Annotated in this window: 26 protein-coding genes; 9 read left to right on the top strand and 17 right to left on the bottom strand. The window is 65.0% G+C overall.

The features are described 5' to 3' along the window. The first annotated feature begins 3 nt into the window (after positions 1 to 3). Together ssb and ACSYDV_RS13700 are read left to right on the top strand one after the other, a co-directional pair. Positions 4 to 576: a single-stranded DNA-binding protein gene (ssb, locus tag ACSYDV_RS13705; RefSeq protein ID WP_438324378.1), complete on the top strand. Its 573-nt coding sequence runs from the start codon at positions 4 to 6 to the stop codon at positions 574 to 576. A gap of 15 nt (positions 577 to 591) precedes the next feature. Next, on the top strand, positions 592 to 1,062 hold the full coding sequence (locus ACSYDV_RS13700; protein ID WP_438324377.1) for an MmcB family DNA repair protein: 471 nt from the start codon (positions 592 to 594) through the stop codon (positions 1,060 to 1,062). 286 nt (positions 1,063 to 1,348) lie between these two features. Here ACSYDV_RS13700 and ACSYDV_RS13695 read toward each other — a convergent pair whose 3' ends face one another. The 5 genes from ACSYDV_RS13695 to ACSYDV_RS13675 form a co-directional block, all read right to left on the bottom strand. Beyond that, positions 1,349 to 1,963 carry a riboflavin synthase gene (locus tag ACSYDV_RS13695; RefSeq protein WP_438324376.1) on the bottom strand — a complete coding sequence of 205 codons (615 nt, stop codon included), beginning with the start codon at positions 1,961 to 1,963 and terminating at the stop codon, positions 1,349 to 1,351. Positions 1,964 to 1,972: 9 nt separating this feature from the next. Further along, a complete protein-coding gene (gene ribD / locus ACSYDV_RS13690) occupies positions 1,973 to 2,926 on the bottom strand; it encodes a bifunctional diaminohydroxyphosphoribosylaminopyrimidine deaminase/5-amino-6-(5-phosphoribosylamino)uracil reductase RibD (RefSeq protein ID WP_438324797.1) in 954 nt (317 codons plus the stop codon). Between the two features lie 36 nt (positions 2,927 to 2,962). After that, on the bottom strand, positions 2,963 to 3,424 hold the full coding sequence (locus tag ACSYDV_RS13685) for a hypothetical protein (protein ID WP_438324375.1): 462 nt from the start codon (positions 3,422 to 3,424) through the stop codon (positions 2,963 to 2,965). A gap of 272 nt (positions 3,425 to 3,696) precedes the next feature. Next, a complete protein-coding gene (locus ACSYDV_RS13680) occupies positions 3,697 to 4,158 on the bottom strand; it encodes an acyl-CoA thioesterase (protein ID WP_438324374.1) in 462 nt (153 codons plus the stop codon). Between the two features lie 10 nt (positions 4,159 to 4,168). Then, the gene (locus tag ACSYDV_RS13675) at positions 4,169 to 6,007 is read right to left on the bottom strand and encodes an aminopeptidase P family protein (protein ID WP_438324373.1); all 1,839 of its coding nucleotides are present in this window, start codon (positions 6,005 to 6,007) and stop codon (positions 4,169 to 4,171) included. Between the two features lie 69 nt (positions 6,008 to 6,076). Between ACSYDV_RS13675 and ACSYDV_RS13670 the strand changes: the two genes are divergently transcribed. Beyond that, positions 6,077 to 8,254, top strand: a complete 2,178-nt coding sequence (locus tag ACSYDV_RS13670; RefSeq protein WP_438324796.1) for a S9 family peptidase — start codon at positions 6,077 to 6,079, stop codon at positions 8,252 to 8,254. 69 nt (positions 8,255 to 8,323) lie between these two features. Then, positions 8,324 to 8,764, top strand: coding sequence for a hypothetical protein (locus tag ACSYDV_RS13665; protein ID WP_438324372.1), 441 nt, complete (start codon positions 8,324 to 8,326; stop codon positions 8,762 to 8,764). 29 nt (positions 8,765 to 8,793) lie between these two features. Here the strand turns inward: ACSYDV_RS13665 and ACSYDV_RS13660 are convergent, their stop codons facing one another. The 7 genes from ACSYDV_RS13660 to ACSYDV_RS13630 form a co-directional block, all read right to left on the bottom strand. Next, positions 8,794 to 9,135, bottom strand: coding sequence for a hypothetical protein (locus ACSYDV_RS13660; protein WP_438324371.1), 342 nt, complete (start codon positions 9,133 to 9,135; stop codon positions 8,794 to 8,796). Continuing rightward, the gene (locus ACSYDV_RS13655; protein ID WP_438324370.1) at positions 9,132 to 9,746 is read right to left on the bottom strand and encodes an HAD family hydrolase; all 615 of its coding nucleotides are present in this window, start codon (positions 9,744 to 9,746) and stop codon (positions 9,132 to 9,134) included. Before ACSYDV_RS13655 ends, ACSYDV_RS13660 begins: the two co-directional genes overlap by 4 nt. 97 nt (positions 9,747 to 9,843) lie before the next feature. After that, positions 9,844 to 9,969 carry a type B 50S ribosomal protein L36 gene (gene ykgO, locus ACSYDV_RS13650; RefSeq protein ID WP_003046794.1) on the bottom strand — a complete coding sequence of 42 codons (126 nt, stop codon included), beginning with the start codon at positions 9,967 to 9,969 and terminating at the stop codon, positions 9,844 to 9,846. 195 nt (positions 9,970 to 10,164) lie between these two features. After that, positions 10,165 to 11,637, bottom strand: coding sequence for an RNA polymerase factor sigma-54 (rpoN, locus tag ACSYDV_RS13645; protein WP_438324369.1), 1,473 nt, complete (start codon positions 11,635 to 11,637; stop codon positions 10,165 to 10,167). 14 nt (positions 11,638 to 11,651) lie between these two features. Beyond that, positions 11,652 to 12,461 carry an LPS export ABC transporter ATP-binding protein gene (gene lptB / locus ACSYDV_RS13640; RefSeq protein ID WP_438324368.1) on the bottom strand — a complete coding sequence of 270 codons (810 nt, stop codon included), beginning with the start codon at positions 12,459 to 12,461 and terminating at the stop codon, positions 11,652 to 11,654. A 124-nt stretch (positions 12,462 to 12,585) separates the two neighbouring features. Then, positions 12,586 to 13,980, bottom strand: coding sequence for a phosphoglucomutase/phosphomannomutase PgmG (gene pgmG / locus ACSYDV_RS13635; protein WP_438324367.1), 1,395 nt, complete (start codon positions 13,978 to 13,980; stop codon positions 12,586 to 12,588). Between the two features lie 30 nt (positions 13,981 to 14,010). Continuing rightward, complete coding sequence (locus tag ACSYDV_RS13630) at positions 14,011 to 14,832, bottom strand: division plane positioning ATPase MipZ (protein WP_438324366.1); 822 nt, start codon at positions 14,830 to 14,832, stop codon at positions 14,011 to 14,013. A gap of 85 nt (positions 14,833 to 14,917) precedes the next feature. On the opposite strand from ACSYDV_RS13630, the gene panC reads away from it, so the two are divergent. Together panC and ACSYDV_RS13620 are read left to right on the top strand one after the other, a co-directional pair. After that, positions 14,918 to 15,757 carry a pantoate--beta-alanine ligase gene (panC, locus tag ACSYDV_RS13625; RefSeq protein ID WP_438324365.1) on the top strand — a complete coding sequence of 280 codons (840 nt, stop codon included), beginning with the start codon at positions 14,918 to 14,920 and terminating at the stop codon, positions 15,755 to 15,757. Between the two features lie 142 nt (positions 15,758 to 15,899). Further along, a complete protein-coding gene (locus ACSYDV_RS13620; protein ID WP_438324364.1) occupies positions 15,900 to 16,214 on the top strand; it encodes an SEL1-like repeat protein in 315 nt (104 codons plus the stop codon). A gap of 86 nt (positions 16,215 to 16,300) precedes the next feature. On the opposite strand, the gene ACSYDV_RS13615 is transcribed toward ACSYDV_RS13620, so the two are convergent. The 5 genes from ACSYDV_RS13615 to hemC are packed head-to-tail and all read right to left on the bottom strand — an operon-like array spanning position 16,301 to position 21,225. Beyond that, positions 16,301 to 17,434 carry a CaiB/BaiF CoA transferase family protein gene (locus ACSYDV_RS13615; RefSeq protein ID WP_438324363.1) on the bottom strand — a complete coding sequence of 378 codons (1,134 nt, stop codon included), beginning with the start codon at positions 17,432 to 17,434 and terminating at the stop codon, positions 16,301 to 16,303. Then, positions 17,427 to 18,629 carry an acyl-CoA dehydrogenase gene (locus tag ACSYDV_RS13610; RefSeq protein ID WP_438324362.1) on the bottom strand — a complete coding sequence of 401 codons (1,203 nt, stop codon included), beginning with the start codon at positions 18,627 to 18,629 and terminating at the stop codon, positions 17,427 to 17,429. Before ACSYDV_RS13610 ends, ACSYDV_RS13615 begins: the two co-directional genes overlap by 8 nt. A 46-nt stretch (positions 18,630 to 18,675) precedes the next feature. Beyond that, positions 18,676 to 19,572 (bottom strand): mitofilin family membrane protein, encoded by an 897-nt coding sequence (locus ACSYDV_RS13605; RefSeq protein ID WP_438324361.1) that lies wholly within the window; start codon positions 19,570 to 19,572, stop codon positions 18,676 to 18,678. Positions 19,573 to 19,591: 19 nt separating this feature from the next. Further along, positions 19,592 to 20,281: a uroporphyrinogen-III synthase gene (locus ACSYDV_RS13600; RefSeq protein WP_438324360.1), complete on the bottom strand. Its 690-nt coding sequence runs from the start codon at positions 20,279 to 20,281 to the stop codon at positions 19,592 to 19,594. Further along, complete coding sequence (gene hemC, locus ACSYDV_RS13595; RefSeq protein ID WP_438324359.1) at positions 20,278 to 21,225, bottom strand: hydroxymethylbilane synthase; 948 nt, start codon at positions 21,223 to 21,225, stop codon at positions 20,278 to 20,280. The genes ACSYDV_RS13600 and hemC overlap by 4 nt, the downstream gene beginning before the upstream one ends. A gap of 147 nt (positions 21,226 to 21,372) precedes the next feature. Here hemC and tsaD point away from each other — a divergent pair, with 147 nt between their 5' ends. The 3 genes from tsaD to ACSYDV_RS13580 all read left to right on the top strand — a co-directional run bounded on the left by tsaD (position 21,373) and on the right by ACSYDV_RS13580 (position 25,014). Beyond that, complete coding sequence (tsaD, locus tag ACSYDV_RS13590; RefSeq protein ID WP_438324358.1) at positions 21,373 to 22,407, top strand: tRNA (adenosine(37)-N6)-threonylcarbamoyltransferase complex transferase subunit TsaD; 1,035 nt, start codon at positions 21,373 to 21,375, stop codon at positions 22,405 to 22,407. After that, positions 22,404 to 23,399, top strand: coding sequence for an NAD(P)H-dependent glycerol-3-phosphate dehydrogenase (locus tag ACSYDV_RS13585; protein WP_438324356.1), 996 nt, complete (start codon positions 22,404 to 22,406; stop codon positions 23,397 to 23,399). Before tsaD ends, ACSYDV_RS13585 begins: the two co-directional genes overlap by 4 nt. A 91-nt stretch (positions 23,400 to 23,490) precedes the next feature. Beyond that, positions 23,491 to 25,014: a lipopolysaccharide biosynthesis protein gene (locus ACSYDV_RS13580; protein ID WP_438324355.1), complete on the top strand. Its 1,524-nt coding sequence runs from the start codon at positions 23,491 to 23,493 to the stop codon at positions 25,012 to 25,014. Positions 25,015 to 25,032: the final 18 nt, after the last annotated feature.

Below are 25,032 nucleotides of genomic sequence, written 5' to 3'. Positions count from 1 at the left end.
GCGATGGCTGGCAGCGTCAACAAGGTAATTTTGATCGGCAATCTCGGCGCCGATCCCGAAATCAAGTCGTTCCAGAACGGCGGCAAGATCGCGAATCTCCGCATCGCGACGTCCGAACAATGGAAAGACCGGATGACCGGCGAGCGCAAGGAGCGCACCGAATGGCATCAGGTCGTGATCAACGGCGAAGGGCTGGTCGGGGTCGTCGAACGCTTCCTGAAAAAGGGCAGCAAAGTCTATATCGAGGGCTCGCTTCGCACCCGCAAATGGCAGGATCGCGACGGTAACGACCGTTACACGACCGAGATTGTGATCGCGGGCATGGGCGGCACGCTGACCATGCTCGACGGCGCGCCCGGTGGCGGCGGCGGTTCGCGCGGCGGCGGCGGCGACGACTGGAGCGGCGGTTCGTCGGGCGGCAGCTCGGGCGGCGGCTGGAACCAGGGCGGCGGCGGTTCAGGCGGCGGCTTTGGCGGCGGGGCCAGCAGCGGCGGCGGCGGCGGCTTTGGTGGCGGCGCGAGCGGCGGCGGCCGTCCGCCCTTCGACGACGATCTCGACGACGACGTTCCGTTCTGAGCTTAGCCTGAGGCCATGACGACCGGTATCATGACCGCAGCGGATGTCGCGCGCGGCGTGTGCCGGTTGTTCGCCCAGCAGGGGCTGGTCGCGATCCCCGAAGTCCCGCTGCCCAACGGGCGGCGCACCGACCTGTCCGCAATCGACGCCAAGGGCCGGATCACCATCGTCGAAATCAAGGTCAGCCGCGCCGACCTGCACGGCGACGGCAAATGGCCGGACTATTGCGACTGGTGCGACCATTTTTACTGGGCACTGGCATCGGGGCTCGACCCCGCAATCCTAGAAACCCCCGACTATCGTCCCGAGACATCGGGCCTGATCATCGCCGACCGTTACGGCGCGGCGGTGGTGCGCGAAGCCGCGAGCTGCGACCTTGCCCCCGCGCGGCGCAAGGCGGAGTTGCTGCGCATCGGCAGGGTCGCGATGCGGCGATCGATGCTGGCGGCCGATCCCGAGCTGGCGGCAGGTTGGGTCGAGGGCTGACGCTGGTGTCGGTGTTGGAAAATGGTCTCACGCGAAGGCGCGAAGGCGCAAAGAAGAAAAATTTCACACAAAGACACAAAGAGGGTGCGCCATTGCGCGGCCGTCGTCCCTCGCCGCAGGCGACCATGAAAATGCGCTTCGCGGGGTTCTCACGCTGCCGCGTTGGTGAAAGCTGCCATCTTTGTGTCTTTGTGTGAGATTGTCGAAAGGCCAGCCCCGCAGACCTCCCTCTTTGCGCCTTCGCGCCTTTGCGTGAGACAATCCGGCAACCCGCCTCGAAGGCCGATTATCCCCGCGCCTGCATGCGCGCGAGGTAGCGCGCGAGGATATCGATCTCGAGATTCACCGGGCGCCCGGCCGCAGCTTCGTCGAGGGTCGTCATCGCCTGCGTATGCGGAATGATGTTGAGGGTGAAATGCGCCTCGCCATTTGGCTGGTCGGTCACTTCGTTGACCGTCAGCGATATGCCGTCGACCGTAATCGATCCCTTGGGTGCGATATGCGCCGCTAGCGTTGCGGGCGCGGCGATGGTGACGGTGACGCTATCGCCAACCGGCACGACCGACACGATCTGACCCACCGCATCGACATGACCGGTCACGATATGTCCGCCAAGTTCGTCGCCGACCTTGAGCGCGCGTTCGAGGTTGAGGCGGCGGCCAGCATCCCACATTCCCGGCGCGGTGCAGGCCAAAGTCTCGGCGCTGGCATCGATCGCGAACCAGTGGCCGCTATCGTCGGCGCCCTTGTCGACGACGGTCAGGCACGCCCCCGAACAGGCGATCGACGCACCCAGATCGATCCTGTCCGTATCGTAAACGGTGCCGATGATCAGCCGCGTATCGCCGCGATCCTCGCGGCTGCGGATGGTGCCGATGTCGGTGATGATGCCGGTGAACATAGGGAGTGCTTATCCTTCTCTGACCCGCTCGTAGACGTCGAGCCGGTCGCTGCCAAGCGGGCGGCTGTCGGTGCGGCGCCAGCGGCTGTGGGCGCTGGCAAGATCGGTCAAGCCGAGGTCGCCGAGCGCAGGCCGGCCGCCGCCGATCAGGATCGGTGCGCGGTAGATGAGCAGGCGGTCGACGCGATCGGCGGCGAGGAATGCCGACGCCGCGCCGGCGCCGCCCTCGACCAACACCGAATCGACCCCGGCCAAGGAATCGAGCGATTCGGGGGATCCGATCGCAGTCCAGCCGGACGGTGCCTCTCCACGCGTGAGAAGCAACCGCTGCGGGTTGCGCTGTTCCAGTCCCGGCAAGCGCACGTCGAGCCTCGGCGTGTCTGCGTCGAGCGTCCCGCGCCCGACCAGAATCGCCTGATGCCGCGCGCGCTCCAGATGGCCGTGCGCGCGCGCGCGGTCGCCGGTGATCCAGCGGCTCGTCCCGTCGGCGAGCGCGATGCAGCCGTCGAGCGAGGTCGCGAGCTTCAGCGTGACATGGGGGCGACCGCGCGTGACACGCGACCACCAGGGCGCCATCGCGGCGCGCGCTTCGGCGGCCAGCACACCCTCGACGATTTCGATTCCCGCGACCGTGAGCATCGCGATGCCCGTGCCATCGGTTCGCGGGTCCGGGTCGCGAAGCGCGACCACGACGCGGGCGATACCCGCCTTGATGAGTTCATGGGTACAGGAAGGACCCCGGGGGCTAGTGTGGGCGCAGGGCTCCAGACTGACATAGGCCGTCGCCCCGCGTGCGGCGTCGCCCGCGGCGGCGAGGGCCATCGCCTCCGCGTGCGGACGGCCGCCGGGCTGGGTCCAGCCGCGACCGACGACGCGCCCTTCTGCAACGATCACGCAACCGACATTGGGATTGGGCGCCGACGCGGGGCGCCCGCGCTCCGACAGCGCGATGGCGATAGCCATCCAGTCGGCGTCGGCGGGCGGGCGTTGCATCGGGATTTAGCGGTTGGTCGCCGGCGCGGCTTGCGGCCCGCGCGCGGCGCGTTCGGCGATCGTCGAACGCTTCGGCGGTTCGGGCTTTTTCTTCGCCGCGGCAGCCGCTTCTTCGCCCAGCGTTTCACGCGTCACCCTGTCGGCCTCGGCCGAATCATATTCGACCCCCATCATGTCGGCCAGCCGCTGATATTCGGCGCGCTTCTCGGCATTGTGGAGCGTCGTCGCCTTCGCACGCGCAATCCAGTCGGCGCGAATCTCCTCGGCGCTGCGATTCTGCGTCCAGTTTTCGAAATAGATGATTTGCCGCTTGGGTTCTTCATGCGGGATCAGATATTTGGAAAAGCCGTAGAAAATGAAGATCGGCAACGCCACCGCAACGCCCCAGACCGCCCAGCGATGCGGGCGCGGTTGGCGGATATAGTCCCAGAAATCGGACAGTCCGCCAGTGACATCGACTTTGCTCATCATCTTCATCGCGCCAATTTAGGCGATGTCGCGTCATTTTGCGAGGGGCAGAAGATTGCAGCGGATGATAGCGGTTCGCCGAACGATTGCAAATTTTGCAACTACAGATGTTTATTTCGCAGTTGCACAATTTATGGTGCGCTGCAATAAGACACTTGCCTTTTAGGCATCCTCTCCCAAAACTTTTACGGGCCGCCCTTCGGGGCGGCCCTTTTTTTTCGCGTTCGGCAGACGGCATGGGCGTCCCGCTGTCGCCATGGAAAACGGGCAGTTTATGCCTGAATTGGCAGTGTTTTTTCGAATCGCCGTACTTCGGCAATAAAGCTTCCGGGCAGCGCGGTCGCCCCGCCGCTGTCGAGATCGAGATGGGCATAGCTGATCTCGATATCGGTCAGCCGCTCCGCACCCCGGAAAATCCCGCAGTGCAGCGTGAAGCTGCTGCGCTCGAAACGGCTGATTCGTGCCGCGATGGTGATCAGTTCATCGAGCCGTGCGGGGGCATGATAGTCAATTTCGCAGTGGGTTTCGCGAATATCTGTACCATATTGGTGAAAATAGGCGCCGGGCTGCCCCTCACCCAGCGCGCGAAAATATTCGGTCACGCCGATATCGGCGTAAGCCAGATAATGCGCGTTAAAGACGATATTCTGCCCGTCGATCTCGTTGAAGCGCACCCGCACCGTTTCATGAACGCGGAAATCCTCAAGCGGCACATCCCAGTTTGCGCGGTCCATCGCAGCGCGCTCAGGCTGCGAGCGCGGTCGGCGCGCGGTCGACCGGCGCGCAGGCGGCAGCGAGCCAGTCGCGGTCGGCCTCCGGCATCCCCGCCCCGAGTTTTTCGAGCACCTCGGCATGATAGGCGTCGAGCCAGTCGGCCTCCGCCGGCGAAAGCATCCCGCCTTCGATCAGATCTCTCGCGATCGGCGCGAAGGTGATCGTCTCGAACCCCAGCATATCCTCTTCGGCGCCGTCGATCGTCTGTGGTACCACGATCACCAGATTTTCTATCCGGATGCCGAAAGCCCCCGCCTTGTAATAGCCGGGCTCGTTCGAGAGGATCATCCCGGCATGCAGCGGCTCCTCGGTCCCCGCCTGTCCGCCGGCGGGCTTGGCAATGCGCTGCGGCCCTTCGTGGACCGCCAGATAGGCGCCGACACCGTGGCCGGTGCCATGGGCGTAATCGACCCCGTCGGCCCACAGATATTGGCGCGCGAGAATGTCGAGCTGACTGCCGCGCGTCCCCTTGGGGAAGCGCGCCATCGCCAGCGCGATATGCCCCTTCAAAACCTGGGTGAAGCGGCGGCGCATCTCGGCGCTCGGCGCGCCGATCGCGATCGTGCGCGTGATGTCGGTCGTACCGTCGGCATATTGCCCGCCCGAGTCGACCAGATAGAGCGTGCCGGTCTCGATCGCCCGATTGGTCATTTCGTCGACCTTGTAATGCGGCAATGCGCCATTGGGGCCCGCGGCCGAGATAGTGTCGAAGCTCAAGTCGACGAGCCCGCCGCCTTCCTCGCGAAATTCGCGCAGCTTCGCCGCTGCCGCGAGTTCGTCGAGACCGCCCTGCGGCGCCACATCTTCCATCCATTGCAGGAAACGCGACACCGCGACACCGTCGCGAACATGCGCCGCGCGGGTGCCATTGAGTTCGGTGTCATTCTTGATCGCCTTGGGCAGCACCGCAGGGTCGCGGTGGCGTTCGATCTGCGCCCCCGCGGCTTCGAGGGCGGTGAAGATCGCCGCGACCGCGCGATCGGGATCGACCGCGACCTTTTTGTCCTTGAGGCCCGCGAGCGCCGCCTCGAACGCGTTGCGGTCGTGGATGCGGACGCTGTTGCCCAGATGGGCGCGTACCGCGTCGGTGATCTTTTCGGGCGCGATGAACAGATCGGCGGTGGCATCGGCATGGAGCAGGGCGAAGGCCAGCCCGACCGGCGTATGACTGACGTCGGAGCCGCGAATATTGAAAGTCCACGCAACCGAGTCGAGCGCGGTCATCACCGTGGTGTCGAGCCCGCGTGCCTTCAACCAGTCGGCGATCCCCGATCGCTTGTCGGTCGCCGCCTGTCCCGCGAGCGCCGCGTCATGCACGGCGACCGGCGCATCGCTCGGCGCCGGTTGATCGTCCCACGCCGCATCGAGCGGGTTGACGTCGATCGCGACCAGCTGCGCGCCCTTTGCCTTCAGCGCATGCCCCAGCCCGCGCGCCCAGTCGATGCCGTGGAGCCAGGGATCGAAACCGACCTTCTGCCCGGCACGGACGTTGGCCCCCAGCCATTGGGCGACGCTCGACTGCGGCACGCCGACATAGTCGAACAGCGATCCATCGACCTGATCGCGCACCTGCACCGTATAGCGCCCGTCGATGAACACCGCCGCCTTTTCGGGCAGCACCGCCGCGGTCCCCGCCGACCCGCCAAAGCCGGTCAGCCATGCCATGCGCTGCGCATAGTCGCCGACATATTCGCTCATATGCTCATCGCTGATCGGTACGACGAAACCGTCGAGCCCCTGCGCTTTCAGCTCGGCGCGCAGGCGGGCGAGGCGTTCGGCATGGACGGCGCTGGACCGGGGGGTAGACATGAGAGCTTCCTTGTTCCTACATCGCGGCAATCCCGCCCATATGGGGCGACGCTGCGGGAGTTTTCTGTGATGCGCACTATTTGGATGTTTCTGGCGGCAATTGCCACCCCGCTTGTCGCATCATCTCCCCTGTCCGCCCCCGCCCTGCTCGCCCAAGAGAAAGACGCCGCATTGACCAGCTCCACCCCCGCCCTGCCCGCCGCACCCATGGCGGAGCAGCGCCCGCACCAGACCACCCTGCACGGCAAGACATTGTCCGACCCCTGGCACTGGCTGCGCGACGAAAGCTATCCGGTCATCGATGACAAGGATGTGCTCGATTATGTGAAGGCGGAAAATGCGTATTTCGACGCGGCGATGAAGCCGCACGCCGCGCTGGTCGAAACCCTGTTTCAGGAGATGAAGGGCCGGATCAAGGAAGCCGATTCCTCCGTGCCGCAGAAGGACGGCGACTGGGTTTACTGGGTCGAATATGAAGAGGGCGCCGAGTACAAGAAATGGTATCGCCGCCCCGCCGCAGGGGGCGATGCCGTGCTGATCCTCGACGAGGTCGCGATGGCGGCGGGCAAGGAATATTTCCGCCTGTCCGAACTGTCGATCAGCCCGAACGGCAAGCTGATGGCCTATTCGTTCGATGACAATGGTTCCGAACGTTTCGAAGTGCGTATTCGCAATCTGGAGAGCGGCGAAATGCTCCCCGACGTGATTCCCGGCACCTTGTCGTCGCTGGTGTGGACCGCGGGCAATGACGCGATCCTCTATGGCCTCGCCAACGAGAACTGGCGCACCGACAATGCCCGGTTGCACGTCCTCGGCACCCCGCTCGGCGACGATAAATTGCTCTATCAGGAAGCCGACATCGGTTTCGGGGTCGGGATCGGCAAGACCGCCGACGACAAGTGGATCGTGATCGCGACCGGCGACAATGAAACGAGCGAGGTGCGCCTGCTCCCCGCCGACAATCCGCTCGCCGAACCGCTGATGGTGTCGCCGCGCCAGAAGGGCCGCGAGTATAGCGTCGATGTCCGCGAGAAGACGCTCTACATCCACACAAACGACGATCACGCCAATTTCCGTGTCGCGACCGCCAGCCTTGCGAAACCCGGCGCATGGACGACGTTGATCCCCGGGTCGGATTCGACCTACATCACCGGCCTCGCGATCTTCCGCGACTATTTCGTCCTCGAAACGCGCGAGAACGGCCTCGATCAGGTCGACCTGCGCCGATATGATGCGCCGCTGACCGCTGGCCGGATCCCGTTCCCCGAGGCCACTTATGTGGCGGGGCTTGGCGACAACCCCGAATATCATCAGGACAAGCTGCGGCTCGACTATGAGTCGATGGTCACGCCCGACACCGTCTATGACTATGATATCGCGACCGGAAAGCTCGAAACGCTGAAGGTGCAGGAAATCCCTTCGGGTTATGACGCTTCGCAATATGTAACCGAACTGGTCAATATCGAAGCGCGCGACGGCGTGATGGTGCCAACCTCGCTCGTCTATAAAAAGGGCACGCCGCGCGACGGCAGTGCGCCGATGCACCTCTATGTCTATGGCTCATATGGATATCGCGTCCCGCCGGGCTTTTCGACGACGCGGCTCAGCCTCGTCGACCGCGGGATGATCTATGCCATCGCGCATGTCCGCGGCGGCGACGACCTTGGCCGCGCCTGGTATCTCGCGGGCAAGACGACCGAGCGCAAGAACACTTTCAACGATTTTGTCGATATCGCGCGCGGGCTGATCGCGAAGAAATATACGAGCGCGGGCAAGATTGCGATCGAGGGTCGCTCGGCCGGCGGGCAAGTGATGGGCGCGGTCTATAATGAGGCGCCCGAGCTGTGGGGCGCGGTGCTCGCGGGGGTGCCCTTCGTCGACGTGATCAACACGATGGTCGACGAAACGCTGCCGCTGACCCCCGGCGAATGGCCCGAATGGGGCAACCCGATCACCGACAAGGCGGCGTTCGATTATATGCTGTCGTACAGCCCCTATGATAATGTCACCGCGAAAGCCTATCCGCCGATGCTGGTGTCCGCGGGCCTCAACGACCCGCGCGTCACCTATTGGGAGCCTGCCAAATGGGTTGCCAAGCTCCGCGCGACGCGGACCAACGACGCGACGCTGCTGCTGCGCACCAATATGGGCGCGGGCCACGCGGGCAAGTCGGGCCGCTGGGGCGCGCTGCGCGAGGATGCCGAAGAGTTTGCCTTTGTGCTGACGCAGCTGGGGGTGGAGAAGTAAATCCCCGGTTCCATTCACGAAAATCTAACCACTGACCGCTAGCCTCCGTTCTATCGAACGGGGGTTAGCATGTCATTTCGAGCCTGGCTTTTGACCGCCCTTCTGGCTGTCCCGCTCCTCAGCCTCTCTATAGCGAAGCTCAATCGGACGATAAACTATACGCCGGTGATGGCGGCGGCGACCAGCGTCGAAGCCGAATGCTACCTCTACGCAGAAGAGGACGGCTTGCTTTCCAAAACGACGATAACGAGCGAGAGCCTCCCTTGCGACAAGGCAGAAAAGTTGCAGGCAAGCCATCCAGCCTATCGCGACCGGACGGTGAAGGGCGAGATGGAGATATCATTCGAATATATCTCGCCCGCCGACAACCGGCAGCACAGCGGAACGCTCATTTATAGTTATGAGCGATACAAACCCCTGATGGCATTGGAATATGGCGCCAATCTTCCGATTCTCGCGCATGAGACCGACCCGGCGAAGGTCATGCAGGATTTCGATTCGCTAGCCTAGGCATGGGCAGGCGCTGGGCAGGCGCGCGCCTAAATATCCTCGCCCAGCCGCTCAAGCCACGCCTTGGCCTGTTTGGGTTCGCCGGGCGCGTTCGAACGGACCGGCCCGCGCGACGCTTCAAACTCTGCGTGCAAAGCAAAAGGCTCCAGCCCGAGTTGATCGCGCAGCTGGTCGATTTCTTCACCCCGGTCGCACAGGTCGGTCACGGCGGGCGCCCATTTGGCCTGCATCGCACGGTCCTTCGTGTGGCCGAACAGCCCCCACGATCCCGCGGCCGTCTTGCGCAAGGCCTCGACCAAAGCGAGCCGATATTCGGCTTCCAGCTCTTCGCGGCGCATGTCGATGCGCTCAAGGCGATCGGCCCGGCTCATGGCGCCGCCAGATATCCGCGCGCGATCAGCTCGCGCTCCAGCGTCGCCGCATCGCGGAACTGATGGCCGGCAATCCCGAGCGATTCGGCGCCCGCAACATTGGCCGCGACATCATCGACGAACAGCGCGCCGGCAGGGTCGATGCCGAAGCGTTCGATCGCAAGGGCATAGATGGCGGGATCGGGCTTTATCATCTTTTCGGTGCCCGAGACGATGATATCGCGAAAGCGGTCGAAGACCGGCTGGGTCGGGCGGAAGCCCTCCCAGAATTCATGGCCGAAATTGGTGATCGCGAACAAGGGCATCCCTGCCGCGTCGAGGCGTTCGACCAGTTCGAGGCTGCCGGGGACCGCGCCGGGAATCGTCTCGTTGAACCGCGTCGCATAGGCGTCGATCAGCGCTTCGTGCTGCGGAAATTCCGCCTTCAGCTCGGGCAGCATCTCGGCGAGCGGGCGCCCGGCGTCGTGCTGGAAATGCCATTCGGGGGTAACGACGGTCGTTACGAACGATTCAAGTTCGTCCCCGTCGTCGATCAGCTTGCCGAACAGATGACGCAGGTCCCAGTCGAACAGGACGCGGCCGACGTCGAAGATCACGCATTGCCGAATCATACGGGCTCCACGCACGCGAAAGCGCCGCCGGAAGCATCCGACGGCGTAACGCTGTTCATCAAAAGCAAACGGGGTGAAACCACCCCGCGCCGGAGCATCAGCCCTGGCGCGCCTTGAAGCGGCGGTTGGTCTTGTTGATCACATAGGTCCGGCCGCGACGACGGATCACGCGGTTGTCACGATGGCGGTCCTTCAGCGACTTCAGGCTGTTGCGAATCTTCATGGTCTCTATCCGATAATCTTGGCGCTTGTACGCGAAGCGGCGCAACTATGGCGATGGCGGTAAAAAGTCAACTGCCTGCGCCCGTAAATCCCGTAAATTCCCGTTCGCATCGAGCGAAGTCGAGATGCCCCTCAGCCTCAAGCCATCTCGACAGGTGTCTCGACTTCGCTCGACACGAACGGAAAAGGGGCTGCCCTACCCCGCCAGCGCCTTTTGCCGCCGCCGCTGGACCGATGAGCCATAACCCATCGCCTCGCGATATTTGACCACGGTGCGCCGCGCGATGTCATGGCCTTCGCCCGACAGCTTTTGCGCGATCACTTCGTCGGAGAGGATCGCCTTTGGATCCTCGGCCTCGATCATCGCCTTGATACGGCTCTTGATCGATTCGGACGACACCGCACCGTCGCCTCCCCCGGTGGCCGAAATTCCGCTCGAGAAGAAATATTTAAGTTCGAACAGGCCGCGCGCACATGACAGATATTTGTTGCTGGTGACGCGGCTGACGGTCGATTCGTGCATGCCGATTTCCTCGGCGATCTGCCGCAGGGTCAGGGGACGCATGTGCGCGACGCCGTGGAGGAAGAATCCCTCCTGCTGCTTGACGATCTCGCTCGCGACCTTGACGATCGTGCGCTGGCGCTGGTCGAGCGCACGCACCAGCCAATTGGCGCCCGCGAGCTGTTCGGACAGCCAGGCTTTGCTCTTTGCCGCCGTCCCCTTGGCAAGTTCGGTGTAATAGCGCCGATTGACGAGCAGGCGCGGCAGAGTGCCGCTGTTGATCTCGACCGCCCAGCCCTTGGCTGTCTGACGGATATAGAGGTCGGGGACGACCGCCTGCGCCGCATCGCCGCCGAATCGCAGCCCCGGCTTGGGATCATAACCGCGCAGTTCGCGAATCATGTCGGCGAGATCCTCGTCATCGACCCCGCAGATGCGCTTCAACTGCGGGAAGGCGCCCTTGGCGACAAGGTCGAGATGCGCGATCATCGTCGCCATCGCGGGGTCGTAGCGATCGGCCTCGCGCGCCTGAATCGCGATACATTCGGCGAGGTCGCGGCCGCCGACCCCCGATGGATCGAAGCATTGGACCCCCGCGAGTACCGCCTCGACGAGCGCGAGCGGGACACCGAGCCGCTGTGCGAGCTCGGTGAGGTCGGCGCGGAGATATCCCGCCTCGTCGATCAGCGCGACAAGCTGTTCGGCGACCATCGCCTCGATGCCGCCGAAGCGTTCGCCGACCTGCGCCAGCAAATGGCCGTGGAGCGTTTCGTCGGCGCCGGCGAAGCTGTCGAAATCGATGCCTTCGCTATCGGCGCCCGACAGGCCGACACTGTCGCTCGCGCTGTCGTGGTGAAAACTCTCGGCAGTCAGATCGACGTCGAGATCGTTGGCGGTGCCGGTATCCGCCGCCAGCGCCTGATCGGCCTCGAGCGACGCCGCTTCGGCCACGGGCGCTTCGCCTTCGGGTCCACCCTCCGGATCGCCCGCACTGCCATCATTGTCGCCAGAGGCCGTGTCGAGCAACGGATTCCCCTCCAGCGCCTCGGCCAGATAGGCTTCGAGTTCGAGATTCGACAGCGCAAGCAGCTTGATCGCCTGCTGCAACTGCGGCGTCATCACCAGCGATTGCGACTGGCGTAAATCGAGACGGGGACCCAACGCCATAGCGCGTCAGCGTATCACAGGGAGAAGCCCTCGCCGAGGTAAAGGCGGCGCACCTCGGGGTCGGCGACAAGCTCTTCCGGCGAACCGGCGAGAAGCACCTTGCCGTCATAGATAATGCACGCGCGGTCGACGAGGTCGAGCGTTTCACGGACGTTGTGATCGGTGATGAGGACGCCGATGCCGCGCGTCTTCAGATCGGCGACAAGGTCGCGAATATCGCTGATCGACAGCGGGTCGATCCCGGCAAAGGGTTCATCGAGCAGCATGATCGACGGATTCGCCGCCAGCGCGCGCGCGATTTCGGCGCGGCGCCGCTCGCCGCCCGACAGCGCCATTGCCGCCGAATCGCGCAGCCGGGTGAGGCCGAATTCGTCGAGCAGTTCCTCGAGCCGCCGTTCGCGCGATACCTTGTCGGGTTCGCTGAGTTCGAGCACCGCGGCGATATTCTGCTCCACCGTCATGCCGCGAAAGATCGAGGTTTCCTGCGGCAGATAGCCGAGCCCCAGAATCGCGCGGCGATACATGGGCAGCGCGGTGATATCGTCGCCGTCGAGCATGATGCGCCCGGCGTCGGGCTTCACCAGCCCCATGATCGAATAGAAACAGGTGGTCTTGCCCGCGCCATTGGGGCCGAGCAGGCCGACGACCTCTCCCTTCCCGACCGACAGCGAGACGTCGGAGAGGACGACGCGCTTGTCATAGCTTTTGGCGATCGACACCACCACCAAGCCGTTGCCCGCCGCCGCGTCCTGCTGAACATGCGCCCGATGCCCGGCGACGCCATGATCGGTGGCGGGCGGTGCAAGGGTGGATTCGTCGGTCATAAGCGCGTCGCTTCCTGTGAGAATATGTGCGGGCGTTACCCGAGGAGCGCGCCGAACGTCAATCTGGCAAGATATTTGCAGGGCGGCTTTTACCTCCCCTCCCGCACCCGGGAGGGGAGAAAGACTAATGCCCCGCCTGCGGCCCGCGCGCGATCCCCGACAGCGCAAGCTGTTCATCGATCGCGCCGAGCAAGCGCGCGAGAGCCGCCTCGTCCTTCGCCTCGGCGCGCGCCACGAGCACATCCTGCGTGTTCGACGCACGGAGCAACCACCAGCCGTCGTCCGTCAGCACCCGCGCGCCGTCGGTGCGGTCAACCTTGGCCCCCGCCGCGGCGAGCCGGTCCAGAACTTCATCCACAATGGCGAATTTGCGGACCTCATCAACCTGGAAACGCATTTCAGGGGTGTTGACCATCGGCGCCATTTCGCCGCGCAATCGGGTGACGCTCTTGCCGAGCTTTGCCGCCGCCTCGATCAGCCGCACCGCCGCATAGGGCGCATCGTCAAAACCATAATAGCGATCGGCAAAGAAGATATGCCCGCTCATCTCGCCCGCCAGCGGGCTGCCGGTTTCCTTCATCTTCGCCTTGATCAGGCTGTGGCCGGTCTTCCACATCAACGGTTGCCCGCCGAGTTCCGCAACGCGGTCGAACAGCGCCTGGCTCGCCTTCACATCGGCGATGATCGTCGCCCCCGGCGTGTCGGCGAGCAAGGCTGCGGCATAGATTTGCAGCAGCTGATCGCCCCAGATCACCCGTCCCTCGCCGTCGATCGCGCCGATCCGGTCGCCATCTCCGTCGAAAGCGACGCCGAAATCGAGATTCCTCTCGGCGACGAGCTTTCTGAGATCCGCCAGATTCTTTTCTTCGGTGGGATCAGGATGGTGGTTCGGAAAATGGCCGTCGATATCGGTGTAGAGAAGGAAATGCTCGCCGGGCAGCTTCGCGGTCAGCTTCTCGATCACGGTGCCCGCAGCGCCGTTGCCGGCGTCCCAGCCGATACGCAGCGCCTCGCCGGCGAAACCTTCGACCAGACGGTCGACATAGGCGTCGACGATGTCGATGCTCTCAGACGATCCCTCATCCCCGGGACTCACGCTTTCCCAGTCGCCTGCGGCGGCCATCGCACCGATCGCCTGAATGTCGGCGCCGAAGAACGGACGCCCCTGAAGCACCATCTTGAAGCCATTATAGTCGGGGGGGTTGTGGCTGCCGGTTATCTGTATGCCGCCGTCAACCTCTTCCGTTGATGCCGCATAATAGAGCATCGGCGTCGGCCCCAGCCCGACATTCAGCGCATCGACGCCCGCGGCGTTGATGCCCTCGACCAACGCGTCGCACAGCATCGGCGACGACAGCCGCCCGTCATAGCCGACCGCGACGCGCTTGCCGCCGCCACGGCGCACTATCGTCGCAAAGCTGCGCCCGATGGCATAGGCGTCGGCGGCCGACAATGTGTCGCCGACGACGCCGCGAATATCATATTCGCGCAGCATGGTCGGGTGGAAAACATGCGTCATAAAGGGCCTCGCTGATGGGGAGAGGAAAGATCAGGCGACGGCGAACAAATCGCCGTCGGGGTGCAGCCGTTCGCGCGCCGGCAGGTTGAGCCCACCCATTGCTTCACGCAATTCTTGCCGCGCAACGACATGACCAATCCCCATGCCGCCCAGATGCGCCTTGTCGAGCAGGGTGAGGCCGGCCGGGAAAAGCTCGCGATAGATGACGCGTTCGCCCAGACCCGGAATGACGCGAAAGCCGACGCGGCGCGACAGCTGGGTCAGCGCTTCGCCCACACGGCGCATATTATGCGCGTCGACATGCTGGAGCCGGTTGCGCAGGATGATCCAGTCGATCGTCCGCCCGTCGGTCTTGGCGCGCGCCTTGCGCGTGTCCCAGATCAGTTCGGAATAAAAGCTGGGGCGCACGACCTGAAAAGTTTCAGGGTCAACCTGTCCGATCAGGTCGAAATCGATGAAACTGTCGTTGATCGGCGTCACCAGCGTGTCGGCGCTGGTCGCCATGTGGCGCGCGAACACATCGTCGCGGCCCGGGGTATCGGCGATCAGATAATCGGCGCCTTCGCTCAAACGCGCGACCTGATCGTCGAGTTCTTCGATCGTCGTCCCCTCGAACACCTCGAAATTCGGGGTCGGCAGCTTGATCTCGCGGCGCTGTTCGGTGTTTTTGCGATTCTCGAGATAGCGGTGAAAGGTGCGCTGACGCGGGTCGAGGTCGATCCCTGCGACGCGCCATCCCTGGCTGGCGAGCGCGACCGCGAAATGGACGGCGCAGGTCGATTTTCCGGTCCCGCCCTTTTCATTGGCGAAGATGATCCGGTGCGGTGGGGGCTTCGTCGCTGAATTCGTCATGAGGCGTTGCGATTTTCCTGTCGGCGGCGCATGGCGTCCGCGTGGGTGGTGCATGGGCGCCGCCAATATCGGAGGCCGGGCAAGGGTGCAAATCATCCGTGATATTGCCACGCTTCATCGCGCCGTCGCGGCGCTGAAGCAGGGCGGCAAAAGCGTGGCTTTGGTGCCCACCATGGGCGCACTCCACGAAGGTCATATCTCGCTTGTCCGCATGGGCCGGCGCGTCGCGGACCATGTCGTCGCGTCGATCTTCGTCAACCCGACCCAATTCGGTCCGAACGAGGATTTTGCCGCCTATCCGCGCGACGAGGCACGCGATGCAGGGATGCTGGTCGACGAAGGCGTCGCGCTGCTGTGGGCACCCGATGTCGGCGTCATGTATCCGGGCGGCCATGCCACGCATATCGAGGTCGCCGAACTGGGCGCCGATTATTGCGGCGCGGCGCGGCCCGGCCATTTCGATGGCGTCGCGACCGTCGTCGCCAAATTGTTCAATCAGGTACGCCCCGATATCGCGATTTTCGGCGAAAAGGACTGGCAGCAGCTCGCGATCATCCGCCGCATGGCGCGCGATCTCGATTTCAACATCGATATATTGGGCGCGCCGATCGCGCGCGACGCGGATGGCCTCGCGCTCTCGTCGCGAAACGCTTATCTGTCGCCGGAACAGCGCAAGGCGGCGACCAGTTTCCCCAAAGCGCTCCAGACCGCGACCGCCGCACTGGCAAGCGGCGGCGATCTGTATGAAACGCTGGCGAAGGCCGAAGCGGCGATCATCGCGGGCGGGTTCGACAGCGTCGATTATATCGCGCTTGCCGATGCCGACAGCCTCGAACAGCTCGCCAGTTTTCGCTCCCCCGCGCGCCTGCTGGCGGCGGCAAGAATGGGCAAAACACGGCTGATCGACAATTACCCCGTAGGTTGATCAGTATAAAAATCTTATTATTTCAATATCTTAGATTCTTATCCCGACAAATTCATATCGTCGTTAACCTTTTATTGACCATGAACGTCAAGGATTGACCCGGAAAGCTTCCCTGTGGGGTGGGAAGCGACAGGGGGTTATCATGGCGAACAGTCTGAAGTCTGCCCAATATCTGATCGAAAGCCGGCTGCTCGACGCGGCCCGTGGTGATGCAGGCGCCTATTTCGATTTGGGCATCGCTTTTTCCACCGGCTCCGGGGGGGTCGATGTCGACCTGATCCAAGCACATAAATGGTTCAATCTGGCCGCGCTCGGCGGCAACGTCGAAGGCCAGCAGTGCCGCGCCGACCTGTCCGACGAAATGTCGCGCGACGAAATTTCCGAGGCGCAGCGCCAGGCGCGCGCCTGGCTCGATGAAACCGCTCGCCGTCCGGCCGCGCGGCGATTCGCGGCCTGAGCATCATCGGGGGCCCGCACGCCTCGTCATGCCGGATCCATTGACAGGATAGTCTCCGCCACCGCCTCGCAGCGAGAGCGAGACGGTCACTTCGCCAGCGGCGGCGCTCCGGTCGATGCCACCATCCGTTCGCCATCAATGACGATCGGGCTCGTCAGCCCGTCGACAAACGCTCCCTCGGGACGGAAACGCATTCCGCGCGCCTGAACCTGCGGATTGGCAAAGACCCCCGCCACATCATTGATCGGTCCTGCGGGCACATCCTGAGCCTCCAGCGCGTCCGACAGGGGTTGCGCATCCCAGCCCGCGATCCTCGCCGCGAGCATCGGGATCAGTTCGCGCCGGTTGGCCAGCCGCGCGGCATTGTTCGCAAAGCGCGCATCATCGGCCCAGCCAGCCTCCCCCAGGATCGTGCACAGCTTGCGAAACTGCCGATCATTTCCAACCGCGATCACCAGCTGCCCATCGGCCGTCGCGAACGCCTGATAGGGAACGACATTGGCGTGACCATTGCCCATGCGGCTGGGCGAGACGCCGCTCGCGAGATAATTGGCCGCCTGATTGGCGAGCACCCCGACCTGACAATCCAGCAAAGCCATATCGATATGCGCGCCCTTGCCGGTGACGTCGCGACGTCGCAGGGCCGCAAGGATCGCGACGGTCGAATACATGCCGGTGAAGACATCGGCGTAGGCGATTCCCGCCTTTTGCGGCGCGCCATCGGGCTCGCCAGTCAACGACATGGCGCCGCCCATCGCCTGAATGATGAAATCATAGCCCGCGCGATGAGCATAAGGCCCGGTCTGGCCGAAACCGGTGATCGAACAGACGATCAGTCCCGGAAACGCGGTACGCAGGGTCGCCGGGTCGAGCCCATATTTGGCAAGTCCGCCCAATTTGTAATTTTCGATGACGACATCGGCGTCGGCGATCAGCGCGCGAACCTCCACCTGGCCTTCGGCGGTCGCAATGTCGATCGCGACCCCCCGCTTGCCGCGGTTGGTGCTGTGATAATAGGCCGCACCCAGATTTACGCCCTTGTCGTCCATGATGAACGGCGGGCCCCAACTGCGCGTGTCGTCGCCGACGCCGGGGCGCTCGACCTTGATCACCTCGGCGCCCAGGTCGGCGAGCAATTGCCCGCACCACGGCCCCGCGAGAACGCGCGCCAGTTCGACTATGCGAATGCCCGCCAGCGGCTTCGGCGCCACCTCAGGCAAAACTGGCAATGCCGGTGATGGCACGGCCGAGGATCAGCGCATGAACGTCGTGCGTTCCTTCATAGGTGTTCACCGTTTCCAGATTCACCGCGTGGCGGATGACATGATAGTCGGCCGATATGCCGTTGCCGCCATGCATGTCGCGCGCGACGCGAGCGATATCGAGCGCCTTGCCGCAATTGTTGCGCTTGAGCAGGCTGATCGCATCGGGAATGAGCCGGCCGTCGTCGATGAGCCGGCCGACGCGCAGCGCCGTCTGCAAACCCAGCGCGATTTCGGTGAGCATATTGGCGAGCTTGAGCTGGACGATCTGGTTCGCCGCGAGCGGGCGCCCGAACTGCTTGCGATCCAGCACATATTGGCGCGACGCCTCATAACAGAATTCGGCGGCGCCCATCGCGCCCCAGCCGATCCCATAGCGCGCGCGGTTGAGGCAACCGAACGGCCCTTTCAGGCCCGACACGTCGGGAAGCAGCGCATCTTCGCCGACCTCGACCCCGTCCATCACAATCTCGCCAGTGATCGACGCGCGGAGCGACACCTTGCCCTCGATCTTCGGTGCCGAGAGGCCCTTCATGCCCTTTTCGAGCAGGAAGCCGCGGATCGCGCCGTCGTGTGCGTCGGACTTCGCCCAGACGACGAAGACGTCGGCGATCGGCGAATTGGTGATCCACATTTTCGCGCCCTTGAGGCGATAGCCGCCCGCAATCTTTTCGGCGCGCGTCCGCATCCCGCCGGGGTCGCTACCGGCATCGGGTTCGGTCAGGCCGAAACAACCGACGAGCTCGCCCGACGCGAGCCCGGGCAGGAAGCGTTGCTTCTGCTCTTCGCTGCCATAGGCGTTGATCGGGTGCATCACGAGCGAGCTTTGCACCGAACAGGCCGAACGATAGCCGGAATCGACGCGCTCGACTTCGCGCGCGATCAGTCCGTAGCTGACATAGCTCAGCCCCGCACCGCCATATTTTGGGTCGATCGTTGCGCCGAGCAGGCCCAGTGCGCCCATTTCGCGCATGATCTCGCGGTCGAAACGCTCGTCGAGAAAGGCCGAGGTGACGCGCGGCAACAGTTCGGCTTCGGCATAGCTGCGCGCGGTATCACGCACCATCCGCTCTTCTTCGCTGAGTTCGGCGTCGAGCTGCAACGGGTCGAACGGATCGAGCGCCTCTATGCGCTGCGGGTCGGCGAGGGCCATATGGGTGAGCTTTCTTTGCAGCGAGCGGGCCCTGCCGGGACGCGCGCTAGGGGGTCGGGTCGGCCGCTTTGCCAGCCATCGCGGCAGCGGGACTGTCGCGCGGTTCCAGTATCGCTGCGGTTTCAATGAGGTCAAGCGCGCGGCGTGCCTCGTGATAGCGGCGTGCGTCGATCAGCCAGTCGTTCGCGGCGGCCGCGCCCGGCATCGCCTGAACCTCTTCGATCGCCTTGTCGACCTGCCCGCCAACCAGCGCACGGCGCGCCCGGTCGAGCCGTTCCGACGCACGCGGCGATTGCGTTCCTGCCGGCCGCACGACGAATATTTCGGACAATTCACGGCGCATCCCGGTCCACAGGCTGCCGCCGCCCTCGCTGCGCCCAACCAGATGGGGCGAGAGCATGTCGAGTTCGGCGCGCAACTGGTCGAGGGTCACCGGCTCGCGCGATGCTTCGATGATCGTCTTGACTGCATTGGGCTGATCGTCGCCGAAGCGCAGGCGCAATTGCGCCTCCAGATAGCCAAGCGACAGTCCGCGATCGATCGCGCGGCGCACTGCGAAAGCGACGAGCAGCCCTTCGGCGCGCGAGGCATTGCCCGACGCCGATGCGGCCTCGAGGGTGATGCGCGACAATCTTTGTTCGAGGTCGGCCACCCGCGCCGCGAGCGCGTCGGCGCCGTCGACCGGCGTGACAACCAGCGGGACCTGTCCGCCGCTCGCTGGCTCGCCCGCCGCCATCACCGCGCCGCCACCGGGCGCATCGACCACTTTTGTTACGGTCGCCGCATTTTTATCGGTGAGCCAGCGGTTCATCGCCCAGCCGCCACCGGCAATGCCGATCAGCAGCAGAAGAAAGGCGCTGATGGCGATGGCACGGAATGAGGGCCCCCGTTTCGGGGCCACGCCATCCGCTGGCGAGGACGTGTCGATGGTATCGATTGCCATGTGTCTCTTTCGAACGACCCTATTTTTGCCCCTTGTGGCACAAAGCATGCGCCTGTGCCAACAATGCAGCGTCGTCGGGACGCACAGCGACCGCCACCTCGCTCCAGCCCGAACCCGCCGCGGCCGCGACCTTCGGGCTGATCGCGGCGAGCCGCAAATGCGCGCGCGCGCTGCCAACAAGCTCCGAAATTCGCGCCGCGCCGCGCATCGAATGTGCGAGCAGCACCGCCGGCGCAGCGATCATCCGCGCCCATGCCGGAGGCGGATCGATCGGATCGACCGCATAGCAGGGAAGCGGCACCAGCGTGGCGCCGAGCGTATCGAATGCCGAGCGGTCGCGCGCGCAAAGCCATAATATCTTTTGGATTTTTCGTGACGTCATCACGCCAAGAAGGTCCTGCCCGTCGGTCGATCCGGCCATCTCGACACGCAATCCCGCGGCCTCCAGCGCTTGGGCGGTCGCCGACCCGACGGCATAAACCGGCAGCGAAGCCAGCCGCGCAAGACCGGAACCCGCAAGGCGCGCCGCCTGCGCGCTCGTCACCAGCAGAGCATCGAAATCAAGCGTCGCTGGCGGCGTCCACAGCATGGGTTTCGCCGCGAACAGCGGCAAATGACGGGCATCGAGCCCCAGTGCCTTTGCCCGGCCGACCGTCGCCGCGCCGCCCGGATCGGGGCGGGTGACGATCAGCGGCAGGCCATAACTCATGCCGAAAAAAGGCGCCGCACCGCCTCGGGCGCTTCGTCGAGCAGGCGGTGCGCCAGCGCTTCCGCCTCGCCCGCGCCGGTCACCAGCGCATGCCCCGTGGCGTGCTCGGCGCCGTCGTCCGAAAAAATCTCTGCATCGAGGCGCAGCGATCCATCCTCGCGAAAATGAGCATAGGCCGCAACCGGTGAGCGGCAATCGCCGCCCAGCGCCGCCAGAAACGCCCGCTCGGCCGCGACCGCGCTATGGGTCGGCGCATGATCGATCGCCGCGATCAGGGCGCGCACGCGGTCGTCGTCGGAGCGGCATTCGATCCCGATCGCGCCCTGCGACGCTGCGGGCAGCAACAGATCCGCGCCCTGCACGGCGCCGACGTCGAACATCCCCAGCCGGTCGAGCCCGGCAGCGGCGAGCAACGTCGCATCGACACCGCCCGCCGCCAGCTTGCCCAGCCGTGTGGCGACATTGCCGCGCAACAACATGGTCACGAGATCGGGCCGCAATCTTTTCACCTGTGCCGCGCGGCGCGGACTGCTCGTTCCCAGCCGCGCACCCTGCGGCAGGTCGGCGATACTCGCAGCAGCAACACCTTCGCGCACTACCAGCCGGTCGCGCGGATCGGCGCGTTCGAGCATCGCGACGAGCGCAAAGCGCGGATCGCGAAGCGTTTCGACATCTTTGAGCGAATGGACCGCAATGTCGATTTCACCTGCATCGAGCGCGGCATCGAGCTCGCGCGTCCAAAGCGCCTTGCCACCAACCTCGGCCAGCGCGCGATCCTGGATCCGGTCGCCGGTGGCGGTCATCGGCACGATTTCCAGCGCGTCCGGCGCCAGATCATGCGCTGCGATCAATGCCGCAGCGGCCATATTCGCCTGCGCCCGCGCGAGCGGCGACGCGCGCGTGCCGATGCGCAGCGGGTTTTGAGCTGTGGGAAGGTCAGTCATGCGTCGCTGCTAAGGCTTGCGCGCCCGAAAAGAAAGATGGGGGATTTAAGGGGACTCCCGCCGACATATTCGTCGGGGCCGCGAATCTTCCCCTTCAACCGCCGCTTGCCCCCTTACGCTCTACGCGCGTAAGGAACCGGCGACATTATGACCATCATCCTGGGCCTTGAATCAAGCTGCGACGAAACCGCGGCGGCACTTGTCGATAGCAATCGGCGCATCCTCGCGCACCGCGTCGCGGGGCAGGAGGCCGAACATAGCCCCTATGGCGGCGTTGTTCCGGAGATTGCCGCCCGCGCGCATGTCGACCGTCTGGCGCCGATCGTCGAGGGCGTGCTGGCCGACGCCGGCCTCGCTTTGACCGATGTCGATGCGATCGCCGCAACCGCCGGGCCGGGGCTGATCGGCGGCGTCATGGTCGGGCTCGTCACCGGCAAGGCCCTTGCGCACGCCGCGAACAAGCCGCTGATCGCGGTGAATCATCTGGAGGGGCATGCGCTGTCGCCGCGGCTCGTGGCCCCCGAATTGCAATTTCCCTATCTGCTGCTCCTCGTCTCGGGCGGCCATTGCCAGCTGCTGCTCGTCAGGGGCGTCGGCGATTATCGCCGCCTTGCCACCACGATCGACGATGCCGCAGGCGAAGCCTTCGACAAGACCGCAAAGCTGCTCGGGCTTGGCTATCCCGGCGGCCCCGCGGTCGAACGCATCGCACAGCAGGGCGACCCGCGCGCCGTGCCGCTGCCGCGTCCGCTGGTCGGCAGCGCCGAGCCGCATTTCTCCTTCGCCGGGCTCAAAAGCGCGGTCGCGCGCGCGGCGGCATCGGGCGCGCACAGCATTCCCGACCTTGCCGCCTCGTTCCAGCAGGCGGTCGTCGACTGCCTCGTCGATCGCAGCCGCATCGCGCTGACCGCCTGCCCCGAGGCCACCGCCTTCGTCGTCGCTGGCGGGGTTGCCGCCAATGGCGCGATTCGCGGCGCGCTCACCGAACTTGCGACGCGCTTCGACAAGCCCTTCGTCGCCCCGCCCTTGTGGCTGTGCACCGACAATGGGGCGATGATCGCATGGGCGGGCGCCGAGCGTTTCGCCGCCGGGCTCACCGATCCGCTGTCCGTGGCCGCGCGGCCGCGCTGGCCGCTCGACCCCGATGCCGAAGCGGTGCGCGGCGCGGGAGTGAAAGCATGACGTCACGATATTCACGCTTCGGCATCGTCGGCGGCGGTGCCTGGGGCACCGCGCTCGCGCAGCTGCTCGCCGCCGAGGGCGCGCCCGTCCGGCTGTGGGCGCGCGAAGAGGAGGTGGTCACCGCGATCAACGCCGACCATCGCAACCCGCTGTTCCTCCCGAACGCGGCGTTGTCGTCTTCGCTCACCGCGACCGGAAACCTCACCGACCTTGCGCCATGCGACGCGCTGCTGATCGTCGTCCCCGTTCCCTATCTGCGCGCGGTGCTCGCCGAGCTTCCCGCGGGCGACGCGCCGCTGATCTTCTGCAGCAAGGGGATGGAGGCGGGCAGCTTTGCCTTCCCGATCGACATCGCGCGCGATCTGGCGCCGTCGCGGCCGCACGCCGTCTTGTCGGGGCCGACCTTTGCGCATGAGGTTGCCGCCGGCCTGCCGACCGCGATCACGCTGGCCGCCGCCGACGCCGATGTCGCCGCCGCGATCGCAGGTTCGCTCGCGCGTCCACATTTCCGCCCCTATGTCTCGACCGACGTCATCGGCGCCGAGATTGGCGGCGCGGTCAAGAATATCCTCGCGATCGCCTGCGGCATCGTCGACGGGGCCGGGCTCGGGCTCAATGCCCGCGCGGCGCTGATCAGCCGGGGTTTTGCCGAAATGACGCGTTTCGGCCTGTCGCGCGGCGCGCAGGCCGAAACGCTGGCGGGACTCGCCGGGCTTGGCGATCTCGTCCTCACTTGCACCTCGTCGAATTCGCGCAACTTCGCGCTCGGCCAGGGACTGGGCCGCGGCGAAGTTGCCGAAACCCTGATGGCCGACCGCCGCACCGTCGCCGAGGGGGCCTTCAGCGCCCCCGTCGTCGCTGCCGCGGCGCACGCCGATGGAATCGACATGCCGATCACCGACGCCGTCGCGCGTCTCGTCGCGGGAAAAACAAGTGTATCCGACGCCGTTCAGGCGCTGCTCAGCCGTCCGCTGCGACCCGAAGGTCGATGACGATGGCCCTTCAGACAATGCACATTCCATTGCCTGCCCCCGCACACCGGGCTAGACTGCGCCTCCGGGTGCAGCAGCAGGGGCGCAAGGCTTGAGCCAATCGGACAGCGCAGCTGCGCCCTCATCGCCCGAAGCCCCGCCGCGCGACGCCGACACCGCAGCGCTGGCCAAGGGCGGACGCACCAATTTCTTCGGATTCATTCTTCGCCTCGTCGCGCGCCTGCCCTTTCTCTATGTTGCCGGCCGCTGGTACGGGCCCGAGGCGGTCGGGCGTTTCGCCTTTGCCGTCCTCGTCATCGAACTGGTCGCACAGCTTGCGACATTGGGCCTCAAGCGCGGACTCGCCGAGCAACTCAGTGCTCCCGGCGCCGATCACCGCATCGTCGTGTGGGACGGCATGTTCGTCGCCTTCCTCGCTTCGGCGGCCGGATCGCTGATCCTCTTCTTCCTGCCGCAACTTATGTATCCCGCGGGCGGCATCGACAGCACCGACCGCTGGATGGCCTTCCTCGTCTTTGCCATCGCCGGCACCGAAGTCGCCCTCGCCGCCTGCGCCTATCGCTTTGACATCGGTGCGACGGTGCGCGCGCGCGCGATTGTCGAGCCGTGGGTGATCAGCATTGCCGCCGCCGGATTCTGGTTCGTGTCGATCCGCGACGGGCTGATGCTCTCCTACGCCGCCGCGATGATCGGCGCCTTCCTGACTGCCCTCTGGCCGATGATCCGCCATTATGGCGGCCCCGGTGTGTGGCGACCGCACCCGGCGCATCTGATCGCGGTGGCGCGGCGCAACGCCCCGCTCGCCGCTGCCGATGCGATCGAATGGGGGACGCGGCGGCTCGACCTCTTCATCCTCGGCCAGTTCACCTCCCCGACGATCTACGGCATTTACTATATGGCGCAGCAGGTCGCGTCGCTGCCGCAGAAGCTCAAGACCAGTTTCGAACCGATCCTCGGCCCTGTTATCACCCGCAACCTTGCCGAAAATCGCCTCGGCGCCGTCGCTGCCCAGGTCAGTCAGGTCGGCTTCTGGATTATCGCCGCGCAAACCGGCGTCGCCCTCGCGCTCGGCATCCCGGGCGAAGCCGTGATGGGCCTTGTCGGCCCCGAATTCGTCAGCGGCACCGCCGCGCTCGCCTTCCTTCTCGCCGCCGAGGTCGTCGCAGCGACCGCGGTCGTCAGCGAAGCCGCGCTTGTCTATGTCGCGCGCCACCGCAATCTGCTGATCAGTCTCGCGACGCTCGCGCTGCAGGCGATCTTCAGCGTCGCACTGATCCTGATCGCCAAATCGATGGGCTGGCCGCCGATCAGCTATGCCGCGGCGGTCGCGCTGGCGCTGATGCTGGCATTGGGTTTCGCCTCGGTGACCAAGGCGTGGCTGCTCGGCCGCCTGCTCGGCACCCCGGTCAACAGCCTGCGCTGGGCGCTTGTCTGGGCGACAGCGGGGGCCGCTGTACTTGGCTGGGGCGCAACGCAGCTTCCCGAATGGGCCGAGTTGCTGATCGGCGTTCCCGTCATCCTGGGCATCTATGCCTGGCTGATCTGGACCCGCGGCTTCGGACCCGCCGACCGCGCGCTGTTCAAGAAACATCCTGAAGAAGCAGCGGCCGAATAGCCGCAATCATGGTTCGAG

Origin of the sequence: Sphingopyxis selenitireducens (assembly GCF_051550705.1) — a bacterium.
In the GTDB taxonomy this organism is placed as follows: domain Bacteria; phylum Pseudomonadota; class Alphaproteobacteria; order Sphingomonadales; family Sphingomonadaceae; genus Sphingopyxis.
The sequence above is the reverse complement of the archived record's forward strand: the minus strand, read 5'-3'. Positions and strand labels throughout refer to the sequence as shown.